This is a genomic window from Paenibacillus sp. FSL R7-0198 (genome assembly GCF_038000415.1).
Lineage (GTDB): Bacteria > Bacillota > Bacilli > Paenibacillales > Paenibacillaceae > Paenibacillus.
In genome coordinates, this window is the sequence record NZ_JBBOCB010000001.1 from 648,242 (window position 1) to 663,505 (window position 15,264).

General features: G+C 48.0%; 12 protein-coding genes. 1 reads left to right on the forward strand and 11 read right to left on the reverse strand.

The window, feature by feature from the left end:
• Positions 1-634 precede the first annotated feature (634 nt).
• Positions 635-1,153, reverse strand: coding sequence for a GNAT family N-acetyltransferase (locus tag MKY87_RS02600; protein ID WP_340962796.1), 519 nt, complete (start codon positions 1,151-1,153; stop codon positions 635-637).
• Between the two features lie 122 nt (positions 1,154-1,275).
• Here MKY87_RS02600 and MKY87_RS02605 point away from each other — a divergent pair, with 122 nt between their 5' ends.
• Positions 1,276-1,920, forward strand: a complete 645-nt coding sequence (locus MKY87_RS02605) for a YczE/YyaS/YitT family protein (protein ID WP_340967364.1) — start codon at positions 1,276-1,278, stop codon at positions 1,918-1,920.
• Between the two features lie 82 nt (positions 1,921-2,002).
• Here the strand turns inward: MKY87_RS02605 and MKY87_RS02610 are convergent, their stop codons facing one another.
• The 10 genes from MKY87_RS02610 to MKY87_RS02655 all read right to left on the reverse strand — a co-directional run bounded on the left by MKY87_RS02610 (position 2,003) and on the right by MKY87_RS02655 (position 15,259).
• Entirely contained in the window at positions 2,003-4,582 is a 2,580-nt protein-coding gene (locus MKY87_RS02610; RefSeq protein WP_340967366.1) for a glycosyl hydrolase, read from the reverse strand.
• 366 nt (positions 4,583-4,948) lie between these two features.
• Positions 4,949-5,467 carry a (2Fe-2S)-binding protein gene (locus MKY87_RS02615; RefSeq protein WP_340962798.1) on the reverse strand — a complete coding sequence of 173 codons (519 nt, stop codon included), beginning with the start codon at positions 5,465-5,467 and terminating at the stop codon, positions 4,949-4,951.
• On the reverse strand, positions 5,464-7,791 hold the full coding sequence (gene pucD / locus MKY87_RS02620) for a xanthine dehydrogenase subunit D (protein WP_340962800.1): 2,328 nt from the start codon (positions 7,789-7,791) through the stop codon (positions 5,464-5,466). The genes MKY87_RS02615 and pucD overlap by 4 nt, the downstream gene beginning before the upstream one ends.
• A 33-nt stretch (positions 7,792-7,824) precedes the next feature.
• Complete coding sequence (locus MKY87_RS02625; RefSeq protein WP_340962801.1) at positions 7,825-8,739, reverse strand: FAD binding domain-containing protein; 915 nt, start codon at positions 8,737-8,739, stop codon at positions 7,825-7,827.
• A complete protein-coding gene (locus MKY87_RS02630; protein ID WP_340962802.1) occupies positions 8,733-8,897 on the reverse strand; it encodes a hypothetical protein in 165 nt (54 codons plus the stop codon). The genes MKY87_RS02625 and MKY87_RS02630 overlap by 7 nt, the downstream gene beginning before the upstream one ends.
• A 129-nt stretch (positions 8,898-9,026) precedes the next feature.
• Positions 9,027-9,677 carry a nucleotidyltransferase family protein gene (locus tag MKY87_RS02635; protein ID WP_340962803.1) on the reverse strand — a complete coding sequence of 217 codons (651 nt, stop codon included), beginning with the start codon at positions 9,675-9,677 and terminating at the stop codon, positions 9,027-9,029.
• On the reverse strand, positions 9,643-10,926 hold the full coding sequence (locus MKY87_RS02640; RefSeq protein ID WP_340962804.1) for an XdhC family protein: 1,284 nt from the start codon (positions 10,924-10,926) through the stop codon (positions 9,643-9,645). Before MKY87_RS02640 ends, MKY87_RS02635 begins: the two co-directional genes overlap by 35 nt.
• A gap of 42 nt (positions 10,927-10,968) precedes the next feature.
• Positions 10,969-12,291: a 5'-deoxyadenosine deaminase gene (locus MKY87_RS02645; protein WP_338587130.1), complete on the reverse strand. Its 1,323-nt coding sequence runs from the start codon at positions 12,289-12,291 to the stop codon at positions 10,969-10,971.
• 137 nt (positions 12,292-12,428) lie between these two features.
• Positions 12,429-14,024, reverse strand: coding sequence for a gamma-glutamyltransferase (gene ggt, locus MKY87_RS02650; RefSeq protein ID WP_340962805.1), 1,596 nt, complete (start codon positions 14,022-14,024; stop codon positions 12,429-12,431).
• The gene (locus MKY87_RS02655) at positions 14,018-15,259 is read right to left on the reverse strand and encodes a pyridoxal-phosphate-dependent aminotransferase family protein (RefSeq protein ID WP_340962806.1); all 1,242 of its coding nucleotides are present in this window, start codon (positions 15,257-15,259) and stop codon (positions 14,018-14,020) included. Before MKY87_RS02655 ends, ggt begins: the two co-directional genes overlap by 7 nt.
• Between the last annotated feature and the right edge of the window lie 5 nt (positions 15,260-15,264).

Consider the following 15,264-nt stretch of genomic DNA (forward strand, 5'->3'; position numbering starts at 1 on the left):
ATCGCAAATCCATATGAAATTGATCTATAATCGGCGTAGTAGCGCCTTTTTAACGATATATACCTTATTTATCCAATTAATATATTGATCGATTTCGCTCCTTTTTTCGGCTGGTTTAAAGAGTCAATCCTCCTGATTTCTCACCTGAAATATTAATTTTAATTTCCATTTTCCGCTCTAAAACTAAATAATTCAACATGGTGGATTAACACATCCGTTTCATTCGCAAAAAGTTCTTTTAACATGAGGTATATACAACTTATTTACTGATTATTAAGAACGTAACGCTATCTAACAAAATACGAACGAAAACGATTTTCGGCTGACTGTCCAAACGTAGAAATAAACTAATAAATTGTATTGGTGATCCTTGAGATCAGCCTATTACCTTCACGATTATTGAGCAAAATTATACTGCTAATTATGTATTAATCAGGCCTTTAACTTTTACTAAAGCCATAGATGCAGCTTATGAAGGTCATCGAAAATAATAAGTTTACATAATATTTATTATGTATTAAATTTCATCGATTTCTTCATTTTATTATTCAACGGTTCTGGCAAAACATAAAAAAGCTCAAAAGAATTCTGCTCAATAGCATTTTTCTCCCAAGCTTTTCCCTGGATGATCCAGTTACAGTAGCGTTTTGGTCATTATAAAATCAATCTGTTCCTCATCTCCCATAACGAAAGCGTGAGCTCCTGTCTGTACAAACCCCATCTTTTCATAAAAGGCGATGGCATTTTCATTTTTCTCCCACACGCCTAACCAAATATTCCTCTTCTGATGTTCAGTTGCCATCTCTATGGCTTTATGGAGCAGTACTTTACCAAGCCCATGTTTTTGGAACTCTTTCTTAATGTATACCCGCTCGATCTCAAGGGATTCCACTCCCATCTTCTCAGACTGAGCATCATTGATATTCACCTTCATGTACCCGGCAAGTTTATCGTTGACATAAATAAAAAGAAATTGTGAATCCACAATGGACAGTTCCGTTTCCAATTGCTCCCGATTAAACGCCTTTTCCAGATAAGCTTTCATATTTTCGGGTGAATTTTGCTCTTTAAACGTTTCATTAAACGTCTCATAACTAATCTCCTGCAGTTCACATACATGTTCAATGGTACATATCTCTATACGAATCGTCATCTATATTCACATTCCTTTAACAAGTTAATCGTTTGTTGCAAATGCAATAAAAAAGGGTTACATTGAATTTATCTCAATTTTGTTGTGTTTGCAACATAATATCAAAAAGAGGTTGAATGAATTTGAAATATGTACTTTTTGTCGCAGGTATTCTAATCTTAACACTTGGCATTTCCCTTACCATTCAATCTGAACTGGGTACCTCACCGTTTGATGCACTTCTGGTAGGGCTGTCACATCATGTAGGGCTAAGTGTAGGTAGCTGGGAGGTCATCATTGCTTTCCTATTAATTGGATGTAATTCGCTTTTGAAGCAGCAAAAACCCGAGTTTTTGGGACTCGTCACCGCATTCATTACTGGTGTGGGGATTGATATCTGGCTTTATGTATCTGATTCCTTGATCACACCCGAAGTTTGGTACAGCAAATTAATGACTTTTTTCATTGGTTTAGTGATCATAAGTATCGGCACGGCGATTTATTTACAGACCAATTTTGCACCCATTCCGATTGACCGCTTAACATTAATCTTGCATGAAATCACTCAAATGCCCTTATTTGTATCGAGAACATTCATTTACCTTGTATTTTTAATTCTGGCGTTTCTGCTAAGTGGGCCAATCGGGCTTGGAACGTTGATAACCGTATGTTGTGCAGGTGTACTTCTTCAGTTCATCATGGGCCATACGAAAAAGATAATAGATCGCATATTAACAGACATGGATACATCGTCACATACTAAAAGTGAAAAAGAACATTCCGTCTAATCGGTGTACACCTTCTACACCATAAAAAGGCTGGATCAGAGGTTCAATCCCTGATCCAGCCCATTAAACGTGCTATCTACCTTTACGGCTCAATTCCCCATACCAGCTGACCGTTCACATACCCGGTAACCTTATCATGGTTTGCGAACTGGCTGCCAGATGCCTTGAACGAGTAATCGTTAGTCTGTGTGTAATTCGTCCAATTGTTTTTGGAAAAGCGTGTTTGAATCTCTGCGCTCTGGCCCGCATTCAGTGATCCCGCCGCACTTGTAAAGCCCACTTCAAGATAATGATCGGCTCCGGCAACTGGAGTCGCCAGTTTAACAAATTGGCTCGTTACATTCGCACTGCCCATACTGGCCCAGTCGGACCAGAAACTCTGAGCTTCCTCCCCGTCAATTGTATAATAATACCGGAGTTTTACATCACTTAACGGAATAGCCGAATTGCCTGAGTTGACCAATTTGAATTTGGGTGAAATTCCGTTGGTGGATGCACTTGTATTGCCGTTAAAAGCTTGAATCGTCAAATCCCCTGCTGGCACAGTAACCGTGCTGTCTGCCACATTCACCGTTAACACAGCGTTATTTCCTCCATTGAAATGAAAGGTCAACACGTTCTGGCCCAGCGGAAGCGTGGCAAGATAGGATTTGTTCAGAACAACAGCAGAGCTGGACGCTGTATAATTCTGACCTGATACAAGCGTAACATCCCCCTTCGTGATGCTTGTAAGCTGACGGCCATTTAAGGTGAGAGATACGCTAATATCCTGCGCCGGATTCGTCGCTTTATCAAATGTTGCATTCACAGGAGAAATCGAAGCATTCGTACTCGGTGTTGAATCCACAATTTTAACTTTTAAAACAGGGTCCTGACCTTGATTAAAATCCAGAACAATCGAATGCTCGCCAACTGGCAGAGTTGCCAGGTAAGCTTTTTTCAGCAGCAATGTGCTTCCGTTCAAGGTATAATCTGTTGTTGCGGTCAACGCATTGTTGCCTGCCCGGAGAGCAGTTAGCGTATTGCCGTTTGCATTCACAGTTACGGTTTTTTCACTTTGATTGGGTGTGTATTTGTCAAATTCAACGTTTCCAGGTGTGATGGATGCACTGGGATTGGGATTGTTAACCTTTAGATTTGGCAGCTCATCCAGCGTAATGACATAATCACTTTGATAAAGCGTTTTCAATGTTGCCGGGTAATTAAAAGCAGAACTCATCAGATGCTCGCCATACCAAGGACAGAAGTACAGCCATCCTGATTTCTCCTCGGTCAGATTTTTCACACTTGGAATCGTGTCGTTCTCCGTCATGGCTACCATTTTCGTACCGTTCGTCAACTCAACAAGCTTATAGAAAATCGAGGTAATTGCATCCTCATTCGGTACGCCGGACAAGCCGTCATAACGGTTGTAGATCGTATTGTATTTATCATATCCGACGAGATCTACCTGATCATCGCCCGGATACCAGGCAGGAGAAGTACTGTATACGTAGCTGTTGTAAGTCCAGATCAGATTATGCAAGCCATACGTCTCGGTCAGTTCGGTATATAGCAGATCCCATAGCTCTTTGTACACTTCTGCGCCTGCCGAAGCCCACCAGAACCATGCACCTTCCCCGTTCAGCCCACCGTTGCCTTCTGCTTCATGATACGGACGGAACAGAACCGGCACGTTGTTGTCTTGCAAAATCAGTAATTGTTCTGCCAGATCCTCGATGGTCATCATCACGTATTGATACTCTTTGGTACCGGGAATTACCGCATTTGCTGTATTAAAATTCGTTTCGGTTGGCTTGTAAGTAGCCTCTTTCCAATCCACAAAGTCCCCAAGCTCATACGTATTGAAATTACGAGGTACATTGATATGCCAGGAAGCTGTTGCAATACCTTCACGGTTATTCACCCAATCAATCATGCGATCAGTTGTACCGTCCTCCCAACCATACAACGGATTATAATTCATCAGATCAAAGCCACGGATTGCCGGATACTTTCCGGTCAGATCATGAATCCATTCGAATTCAAGCTCTGTATCTCCGTCATTCCCTCCTCCATAGATTTCTTGCTGACCAGAAATAATATTGTTTCCGTATACCTCCGTTAAATAATTCATCAAAATTTGAGTTTCCGGTGTAGCTTCAGGATCACTCAGAACTGGTTGTACATTCAAGGGGTCCAGATCCGCATGATCCACTGTGAAGGTGTCAAAATACGCGAAGCCCCAGCCAGCCTTCAGCTCAATCGTGTTGGCACCCTGATTCAACTTGTGAAAGCCAAAATCGAAGTCTGACCATGTTGTCCTGTAAGGCAGCATGTACGCACCTTTCGTAACACCATTTACGATTAAATTTTGTGACCTGCCATCTGCACTGAGTTCCTGCATATATCGTGTGGAGATTGCGTACATGCCGGTTTCCGGGACAGTCACTGTAAAAGTTAGTGTGCCAGAGTTCTGCATCCAGACAAATCCGGCACCTGAGAATCCGGGCTTGGGTTGCCCATAGATTGAAGTAACAACTTGAAGATCCGGGGTGAGCTGCGCATCTTCGCTTTCGATGGTGAACAATGGTGTGTCTGCATGAACGGGCGCTGTCATTAATCCAATCAGTAGGGCCAATGCCAGCATCATTGCGGTTGCCTTTTTGAGCAAATTTTTCATCAATTCCATCTTCCTTCCCAAGTGAAATATGATAATGAAATGTCAATGAACCCATTCATGATGGCGCTTTCATTTTAAACATAGCATGTGCATCAATTTTTGTAAATATATGGTGAATGAGAATGTTTGAAATTCTTTTGTACCAGTACTTTGAACGCCATTTGTCCATCGTCCCACCAATATTGAAGACAATTCGAAAACGGTTCATTATCTAACCAGTTTCGGGCCTAAACTTCATCTCCCGTTAGATGAATGTACTTGGCAGAAAACCTACAAAAACAAAAAAAGCATTCCTGGATCGGATGCTTTTTCAATGAATGTTTCTTCAATTCTCCTTGTTTTTTTGTCTACGTCCTGCGTCCCGGCTCAACTAACGGTTTCCTCGGCAGACGTTTCCTTTACCACACAGCGTTCCCCTGCCTTGCATACCGCCCGAATAATGCCACCGTAGCCGGTACAACGACACAGATTCCCACACAATCCCGTTTCAATCTGTTCTTGAGAAGGCTCAGGATGTGCATCCAGTAATGCCTTGGTTGAGATCACCATGCCCGGAGTGCAGTAGCCGCACTGGAAGCCACCTTCCTCCACAAAAGCCTGTTGAATCGGATGCAGAGTGCCTTTCTCGTCCCCGTGCAGACCTTCAATCGTCGTAATGTCACTTCCATCACATTGATAAGCCATGACAAGACAAGAATTCACGGGCTCTCCATCCATCAGAACCATACATGCACCGCAGCGACCGACTTCGCAGGATACTTTGGTACCCGTTAGTTGCAAATGACTCCGAAGCACATCGACAAGTCGGGTCGTTTGCGCGATCTCAAGATGTTTCTCTTCGCCATTCACAACGGCTGTCCAGTGATTCTCAAGTGGTTTACTCATGATGGACTCACTCCTTCCTGCAAAGGTACATTTAAAGGTCTGACCAGTTGTTCCCTCGATACAGGAAGACGGTTAACCCATACACCTGTCGCCTGATGAATTGCGGCTGTAATGGCTGGCGCAAGCGCTACGGAACCAATCTCACCAATCCCCCTCGGTCCAAACGCATCACCTTCGGGCAAGTCTTCAATAGCTTCAACCTCCAGATTGGTATGAATATCCTGAATGGTTGGGATCAGATACGTATCCAGATTAGTGGTTACATAACGGCTATCCTGCATGACCGCATCCTCGGTCAACGTGAATCCAAGCGCCATCACACTACCGCCTTCAATCTGTCCAATAAAGCCCATAGGGTTGATCACCGGGCCTGCCGCTACAACATGGCGTGTATCCAGCAGCTTGGTTTCTCCGGTCAAAGTATTCACTTCCACCTCTGCCGCAACCGCCGCATACGTATACAAATAATGCCCGCCTACCACATTGTCAGGCGTAGTTGGGTAATCAAACTTTGTATCGAAAATCCATTCAGCGGCTTTGCCCTGCGTCGCGAGTTCAGCATACGAAACTATAAAGCCTGATTCTGATTCTACTTCTGAAGTTTCGGCAGTAAGCTGGCCTTTACGCCATATACCACCAGGCCCTGTCACCAGTTCATCTGCCGGAATGCCCGACATTTCAGACGCAACAGTGAGAGCACGGGAACGAAATGGAGTCTGCAAACGTTGAAGAGCCATCCAGGCCATCGTTGTTGAACGTGAAGCTGTACTTGATCCGCTGTGTGGCACACGATCCGTATCTCCAATGATGATACTGAGATCCGATGTACTGCATTGGAATAGATCACATAACATAATTTCCAGCGTTGCAATAAGCCCCTGACCAAATTCCTCGTAGCTGAACGCAACCTCAATCTTGCCTTCGTTATTCAGGGACAGACGGCCTCCCGCAGGGTCCGGAATCCCGTATCCCAGCCCTGCACCGTGCATGGCGATGGCTGCTCCGACTCCACGCTTGATCCATGGCGGCAAAGAAGGATCTGTCGGGGGTTGCTGATGTTTTTGCCACAGTTCGGAGCGATCCAATGCCTCCCACACTTGGGATAGTCCATCCGTAACCAGAATCCGTTGATTCAGCGGTCCGGGATCATTCTTTTCCCTCATATTACGTCTGCGGAACTCCCAAGGGTCCATGTTCATGATTTCTGCAAGGCGATCCATCTGGCCTTCCATGGCAAAAATCGCCTGGTTCCCGCCAAATCCGCGAAACTCACCTGACAGCCCGTTATTGGTATACACAGACACACCTTCCACATCCACATGAGGGATGGCATAGGGTCCAAGGCAATGCTCAGTACAGAAGTTCAGCACCGGTGCACCCAGTGTGGCATAAGCGCCGGTATCTGCTGTAATGCGGACACGATGCGCTTTGATGATACCTTCTCGACTCATGCCAGTTTGCATTTCAATCTTCATTGGGTGCCGTTTCAACCCTGCACGTACGGATTCTTTACGTGAATTATGCATTTTCACAGGACGCCCGCATCTCAAGGCCAGTAAAGCACCATAGGGCTGTACGTTGAGTTCATCTTTTCCCCCAAATGAACCACCAATCGGTGAAGACACCACCCGGATATCTTCTTCAGGACAACCAATAATGCGCGCAAGCTGCATCCGGTCTTTATAGCCATGTTGCGTTGCCGCGTATACATTCAGCCTTCCCTCTTCATCCGGGACAAACAGGCCACCTTCTGTCTCCATATACGCATGCATCTGGCGAGGCGTATAATACGTCTCAGTCACGATATGATCACAAGTGGCAAAGGCTTGCTCTGCGTCTCCACGTTTGATCTCCGTGCGATGCAGCACATTACCTGGACCGTGCTCATGCAGCTCTGGTGCGCCGGGAGCCAACGCAGCGTCTGTACTATTCAGCGGAGTGAGTTCCTCATACTCTACGCAAATCGCGTCCAGCGCAAGTGCCGCAAGTTCCGGAGAATCCGCAGCAACTGCTGCAATGGCGTCACCAACATAACGTACAATATCCTCGCAGAACACGGGCTGATCCGGGGTCGCAATACCAAAACGATTCAGACCAGGCACATCTTTGGAGGTCAGAACTGCATAGACACCTTCCAACGCCTCAGCTTCCGAAGTATCTATAGACAATATCCGTGCATAAGGATATTCGCTTCGCAATACTCTGCCATGAATCATGTCAGGTAGCGTCATATCCGTCAGATAATGAAGCTGGCCTGTTACTTTGGGTGCCCCATCTGGCCGCAGGTGCCAGCGTTTCCCGCTCTGTTTCCGATTCAGCAGCATGATCCCTCTCCCCCTTTGCTTGATTCCATCAATCTATTCGTGAAGTACCTCCCATAGCCCGGCGCCAAGCATGTTGGCTGCGGTCTGCTTGCGATAATGTTCTGTTGCAAATGCATCACCATAAGTCGTAAATTCGCTAGCCACTGCAGCTGCAAGAGTTGCCGCTTGCATGACAGAAGCTTCGCTACCAAGAAGCTGTTGTTCCGACTCCAGAAGTCGCATCGCCATGCCTGAACCCCCGCCCGCAGCAATCGCAATCTTGGTCCAGCGGTTATCCGAATCAATCTCTCCATACAACGCAACCGTCACCAGCGATGCACTGAACGTCTCCCGTCGACCCAACTTGCGGTAAAAGGAAACTTCTCGTACAGCAGACCTATGTCCACTGTCCACATTAAGCAGAGAGGACGGTCTCATCGGGATATGAATCGAGATTAATACATCCCCTGGATTACGGCTGCCATCCCGTCCACCCTGAAGCCAGGAAGACACGCTGCGGGTCTCGATTCCGCTATCCGTCAACCACTGCAGCTTCGCATCATATACAAGCAAAGCAGGCAGCGTATCACCTACTCCGGACACAATATTCCCGCCAATGGTTGCCACATTACGAATGGAAGGGGCCGCAATTGCATTCACCGCTTCTTGCAAGATCGGCAGTTGATGCAGCAACGCTTGTGCAGCACATTCCTTTAATCGGGTCATTGCTCCAATGACAATCTCATCTCCAAGAATAGATATACCGCTCATTTCAGGAATACGAGCCAGGCTTATCATGTGTTCAGGCGCTGGAACCAAGCCACCCTCCCATTGAGTTCGCAGCAATGTTCCGCCTCCCGTAAAACAACATATCCCCTTGAGTCTACTTCTCAACGTGTGCAGTTCTTGCAGGTTCTCAGGCTGCCATACCGATGGCAATGCTCCAGAACCGTATGCCGGTGTTACCATCGCTGCATCCCCTTTCTCTCTCTTCCTTGGGCAGGAAATTCAACCGTCTGATCCAGATAATTCTTCAAATCATATGAGAGTTCAGCAGCAACGTCAATTACCTTTACATCGTTTTGGATAAATGTATAAAACCTGCGTTCTATTTGTGCTTGATGCATTATGATCTATCGAAAGCTAACACAGACTCTCTTTCATCACATGATAAAAGAAGACAAACAGGCCAACCAGACTGCCTGGCTGACCTGTTCATGTCATTAAATTAAACATAATTTTTCATCTTCTCCTGTTCATGAGTCTGTCTGCTCCGATTCATATACATGATTCAAAATGCGTTCCAATTCCGGTTCCGTATCCGCATCCCAGAAACTAGTCTCAGACAGGGGTACATGTACACCCGAATAGTTAGCGCTGCGCATAATCTTGCGTGCCCCCTCATCTCCATGCAGAGACAACAGAGGTCCGAACATGTGGGAGCGAAAAGCAACGGGCGGCTTGCCTCCCTCACCGTCGGTAGCTGCGACATAGTCACACAGTTTGTGGGTAGCCAGTGCTGTCGTCACCCGATTAATATCCTGCGTTTTTAACAAAGGCTGATCACCCAGTAACATGAGAATGCCCTCCGGTTTGTACTCCATGGCGGACAATACGCCAGAATGAAGAGAATTGGCCATACCGCAAGCATAGTCAGCACAGGCCACAATTCGAAGTCGTGCTGTGGCATGATTAGCATATGCGGCTGAATCAACCCATTTTATAGGCAGCCATGCCAATGAATCTTCCGGTTTGACTACACAGATCACTTGATCCAGCTCCGAATTCAGTGCAGCTTCCAGTGACCATGCAGCCAGTGACCTGCCGTCTGGCATGACAACTGAGAGTTTATCTCGACCAAGGCGACAACTCTTACCTGCCGCCAGAACTATGCCCGTCATTCGCATGTGCAACGCTCCCCTTCTGCCCGAACTCGGAACTTAAGGAAGAAACCTTATGTTTACATGCGATCAATTCCGCTGCAATGCTGATGGCGATCTGTTCCGGACCGTCCGCTCCGATGCTCAAACCAACGGGAGAATGCACATATTTCAACGGTGGTAAGCCATCCAGCAGACGGGCTGTTCGTGTTTTGGAACCCATGATGCCAAGATACGCATACTCACAGTCCACTAACATCTCCAACAGTTCACGTTCGCGGGGGAAATTGTGACTCATCAGAATCAGATAATCTCCGTTGTTTATGTTTAACAGAGGCATGATCTCACGTGGGAAACCCAGCACAAGTTCGGTTCCTGGGAACCGGTCCGAGGTGCACAAGGACTCTCGCCAATCGGCTACCACTACACGGAATCCTGCAGACCAGGCGAGTCTGGCAACAGGAATAACATCATTCCCGGCTCCGATGATAATCAGGCGAGGTTTAGGTGTGTACAGCGAAGTGAGTTGTTGCGGAAGGTCCCAGGGATTCGTTGAAACCGTATCGTTTGTCGATATTTCAGCCTCAGCATCAGAGATATGTTGTGAATCACCGGATAGATGGGAAGATTGAGATCCATTTGACGTAGCAGGTACCACTTCAGGTACAAGCATAAGGTGAGGTATATCCGGAGAATGTTGTGTTGATCCCGTATGTTCATGCTTGGTATTTCCACTGCTATGCTGTACATTAACCTGCAATGAAGCTGGATTATAATCCGCCACGCGATCATGAGGAGGGACGAGCGAAGGACGCAAGATTGGCTGGCGCCCGGTACCCGCTGGTTCAATCCGTCTCCAGCCATATTGAACCCTTGTGTAATCATTTTGGAACGTTCGGGTTAACGCTGTTGAAACGCCGGATTGAAAACACTCATGCATCTTCTGTAACGTATGTCGGAGTTCACCACACACAGGTTCAAGCAGCACAACAACAAGTCCACCGCAGCCAACCGTCTCACCCCAGGACAGATCATCCTCGGGACGCATGTCGTACTCCGCAAATTCCATTTGCATTGTATCCAGCACATGGCTTACCCGGGCCTGAAGATCACTCTCCAGGCATCCCGGACTGATACTGCCATACATTTGCCCATCCTCAGTCAACAGCATAGAGACTCCCTGCTTACGGTAAGCATGACCCTCTACCTTGATCGCTGTTGCGAGCACGCAGCGCGTATCACGGGCTGCGATTGCACACAGATCATGCATTTCCATATCGGTCTCCATCCTTTCTGGAATCGCATAAGCTTCCTTCGATCAGATGCGCTTCATCAATCTCGCAATGCTTTTATCCGACTCACGCAGCACAATGCCACGATCAATCGTCTGAATCTTACGATTCTTGAGTACAATGCTGCCATCGATAATAACGGTGTCCACACAGCTACGTGTTGCCGAATAGACCACGCGAGAATAGACATCTGTCTCATAGGAAGGGTACGTGTGGAAATCATCGAGATCCAGCAGCAGCATATCTGCCTTTTTGCCCACTTCGAGACTGCCAATTTCCTTCGACAAGCCGAGCACCTCTGCACCACCCATGGTAGCCATGCGCAATACGGTCCGGGCATCCATCACCGTTGGACCATGAGGAATCTTCTGCATCAGAGCGGTGAGGCGCATTTCCTGAAACATATCCAGATTGTTGTTGCACGCCGCACCATCGGCCCCGATTCCAACCGCGATCTGACGATTAAGCAGATCTGGAATATCCGCTACCCCAGAGGAAAGTTTCATATTTGATCCTGGACAGTGAGTGACTTTGACACCACGTTTGCGAATGATCTCTTTCTCTTCCTCACTTAGCCATACACAGTGGGCCAGCACCAATCTTGGGGTAGCCAGACCGATATGATCAAGGTATACAATGTTGCGCATTCCGCGTTCGTGTTCTACCAGTTCGATCTCTCCACGATTCTCGGAGGCATGGGTGTGGACTTTGACATGATATTTATTAGATAAGTCGCGCACCTCTACCAGCAATTCTTCGGTACACGATACAACGAAGCGTGGGCAGAAAGCATATTGAATGCGACCTCCGCCAAACCCGTTCCATTTCTCCAGCAGATCCACACTCTGTTGCAGCGAAGTTGCTGTATCCTCACGCAGGGGTTCCGGAACCTCGTCCCCATGATCCATCATCACCTTGCCAGAGATGACCCGGATGCCGCTCTGTGCCATCGCCTGAAACGCCGAGTCCGTGTGATGTACCGTCTCCATGTCCAGAATGGTCGTGGTTCCGCTGGAGATCAATTCGCCCAATCCGAGCATTGCAGAATAATAGACGGACTCCTCGTCATGTGCTGCTTCCAGCGGCCAGATACGTTGACGGAGCCAATCCATCAGTTCCAGATCGTCCGCACGTCCACGGAATAAGGTCTGACACAGATGAATGTGCGTCTGGATGAAGCCTGGCAACAACACTTTGCCGCGAGCATCAATGATTTGGTCAGCCTGAACGTCAATGTGATCTGCAATCTCCTTAATTTTGTTATCCTCGATTAACAGATCTCCAATGAACACTTCCTCTTCTGCATTCATCGTCACAAGCTGTGCGCCTTTCAGCAGGATCGTTCCCATGCCAATCTCCCCTATCTGTGTCTGTCTATATCGTTCAACTCATACCTATTTACACCTGCACGCCGATTACAGACTAACCTTCCGACCGCTGTTATCGTGTAAATATCTAGTTGAGTTTATAAGTGTTCTTATAGCTGTTACCACCCAATAGCCATGCCATCGCCTCTCGGATCTGCCGCGCCGCTAATCATGCCGTCCTCACGAATGACAATGCCTTGCGACTGTCCCATAATCCCATCCCACGGGGCTCTGGCTTCAACGTTGTGTCCCCACTGGGCAAGGGTTGCACATACGTCATCATGATATCGGTTCTCCACACGCATCGTATCACCTTCTTCACCCCAGGTACGTCCGTACACCCAACGCGGCAGGCTGATCGCTTCCTGAATGTTCAGCCCGTAATCTAGCACTCCGGTAAGCACCGATAATTGTGTCTGCGGCTGGCCTTCTCCTCCCTGTGTTCCCACGAGCATATATGGTTTACCATCTCGTGTAACAAGGCCCGGCATGAGAGTGTGGAATGAGCGTTTATTCGGTTCCAGTACGTTGGCATCCCTCGGATCTAAGGAGAAAAACGACCCCCGGTTCTGCATGATAACCCCCGTATCCCCCGGAACATACGCTGCACCAAAGTCAAAATACAGGCTCTGAATGAAGGAAACGGCATTGCCTTCGCTATCAACAACCGCTGCATACGCCGTGTCCTGGCCTATCGTTTTGGACAAAAACGGCTGGGCCACAGGTGGAGCAGATTGAATCTCATTCCACAATTGGTCTCCGTAACCCTTGGATAACAGATGTTCCAGCGGAATGTCCCTGAAATCCGGGTCCGTCAGATACTGGTCACGATCACGAAACGCCTTTTTCACCACTTCCGCCATCAGATGATAGAATTCCGGTGAAGTACGTGCAACCGAGGACAGATCCGTATGCTCCAGCATATTTAACATCATCAGCATGGAGAATCCCTGCGAGTTGGGCGGCATCTGATGAACTTCATAGCCACGATACCCCGTACTAACCGGTTTCACCCACTCGCCCCGATGCCCTGCAAAGTCTGCTGGTGCAAGCATGCCCCCATCCTCACGAATAGCCGAAGTTAGACGATCCGCAAGCTCCCCTGTATAAAAAGCATCTCGCCCTCCCGTCTGAATCAGACGAATGGAGTTAGCGAGTTCATACTGGATCAGCAGCTCGCCTTCCTGTAAAAGTGTACCCGAAGGGGCAAATACCGCTCGCAGCGGTGTATGCCCCATAATGAAATCTTCATCCCTTTCCATCCACAGGCGGAGATTTCGGGATACAGGGCATCCTTTTTCCGCATACTGCGCGGCAGGTTCAAGCAGTTGCTCCCACGGTAACTTACCGTATCGGGACCAGACTTCCCACCAGGCATCCACCATTCCCGGAACCGTGATGGCACTAAGCACACCGCGCTGAGGGATGGCATTCATGCCCATCGCTTTGAACGTCTCCGCATGAATGCCTGCTGCTGAGCGACCACTTCCGTTATAGGCGGTAATCTCACCGCTGGCTCCGTCATGAATCAGGAAGAAGGCATCCCCTCCAAGTCCGGTCATATGCGGATATACCACACCCAGTGCTGCACTGACCGCAACAGCAGCGTCATAAGCATTCCCGCCTTGCTGGAGGATTGAGCTTCCTACTGCACTCGCCAGATAATGAGGAGTGGTGACCATCACCTCTCTGGAGATTGGCATTTGGTTTAACATAAGGCGCCCTCCTTCCCTGCATACACATCCATCGCTGCCTGCACCGCTTCACCGGCTGGTAACACGTGACGATGACGGAGAAGAACAGCTTCCAGCGCTCCCAGCACATGAAGTACGTTTTTGCGTTGGCAGCTGAATCCCATTGTACCGATCCGCCAGATTTGTCCTTTCAACGGTCCGAATGAACTGGCAATCTCAATGCTGAAATCGTCCAGCAACATGCTGCGCACCGACTCACCATCAATCCCCTCCGGAATTGTGATACAAGTAACCACCGGAAGTTTACTGGACATATCCCCATACAACTGCAATCCCATTCCCTGAATTCCAGCGACCAACGCACGTTCATTCACCAGATGTCTCTGGAACCTGGCCTCCAATCCTTCTTGCAGCAGAATACGTAATCCTTCGTGAAGACCATAGAGCATGGAGGTGGCCTCCGTATGGTGGTTCAACCGCGCTGAACTCCAGTAATCCTGCAACTGGCTCAGGTCAAAATAATTGCTGGCAATAGTGCGGCCTTCTGCCCGCGCACTGGTTGCATCTCGCAGTCCGCGTTCAACTGTTTTGCGGCTCATCAGTTTCTGTTCCACACGACTGTTGTACGTGAGAGGTGCCATCCCTGAAGGAACGGACAGGCATTTCTGCGTGCCACCCATCACCGCATCCAGATGCCAGGCATCCGTCTCCACCGGAGTCCCGCCAATGGTTGCTACAGCATCCACGACGAGTAAGATATCAAGGTCGCGACAGGCTTTGCCAATCTCGGCAAGGGGCTGCATCTGTCCGGTGGAAGTCTCACCGTGAACCATCGCAACCAGACTTGGTTTATGGGTATGGATCGCCTTGATCACCTCTTCGGGATCAAATACCGTTCCCCATTCTGTTTCAAAAAAGACAACCTCTGCACCGCAGCGTTCCGAGATCTCAACCAGCAGATGTCCAAATCGTCCGTAGATCGGAACAAGAACTTTGTCACCGGGCTGGATCAGACTAACCAACACAGCTTCAATGCCTGAACGGGATGTACCATCGACTGGATAACACCACTCGTTATCTGTCATATATAACTCACGCAGCATCGCCATCGTCTCGTTCATTAAGGATGTGAACTCCGGGTCAAACTGACCCAGGATCGGAAAGGATAATGCTCTAAGAACACGTGGATCAACTTCAACCGGCCCCGGGGTCATAATGGTCCGCAAGGACGGAGATAACTCTTTATAGGTGGACATCTTCA

Bases quoted from the DNA above. Each gene is read 5' to 3' on its own strand.
- MKY87_RS02600 (WP_340962796.1), bottom strand. From the start codon at position 1,153: ATGACGATTCGTATAGAGATATGTACCATTGAACATGTATGTGAACTG.
- MKY87_RS02610 (WP_340967366.1), bottom strand. From the start codon at position 4,582: ATGAAAAATTTGCTCAAAAAGGCAACCGCAATGATGCTGGCATTGGCC.
- MKY87_RS02615 (WP_340962798.1), bottom strand. From the start codon at position 5,467: ATGAGTAAACCACTTGAGAATCACTGGACAGCCGTTGTGAATGGCGAA.
- pucD (WP_340962800.1), bottom strand. From the start codon at position 7,791: ATGCTGCTGAATCGGAAACAGAGCGGGAAACGCTGGCACCTGCGGCCA.
- MKY87_RS02625 (WP_340962801.1), bottom strand. From the start codon at position 8,739: ATGGTAACACCGGCATACGGTTCTGGAGCATTGCCATCGGTATGGCAG.
- MKY87_RS02630 (WP_340962802.1), bottom strand. From the start codon at position 8,897: ATGCATCAAGCACAAATAGAACGCAGGTTTTATACATTTATCCAAAAC.
- MKY87_RS02635 (WP_340962803.1), bottom strand. From the start codon at position 9,677: ATGCGAATGACGGGCATAGTTCTGGCGGCAGGTAAGAGTTGTCGCCTT.
- MKY87_RS02640 (WP_340962804.1), bottom strand. From the start codon at position 10,926: ATGGAAATGCATGATCTGTGTGCAATCGCAGCCCGTGATACGCGCTGC.
- MKY87_RS02645 (WP_338587130.1), bottom strand. From the start codon at position 12,291: ATGGGAACGATCCTGCTGAAAGGCGCACAGCTTGTGACGATGAATGCA.
- ggt (WP_340962805.1), bottom strand. From the start codon at position 14,024: ATGTTAAACCAAATGCCAATCTCCAGAGAGGTGATGGTCACCACTCCT.
- MKY87_RS02655 (WP_340962806.1), bottom strand. From the start codon at position 15,259: ATGTCCACCTATAAAGAGTTATCTCCGTCCTTGCGGACCATTATGACC.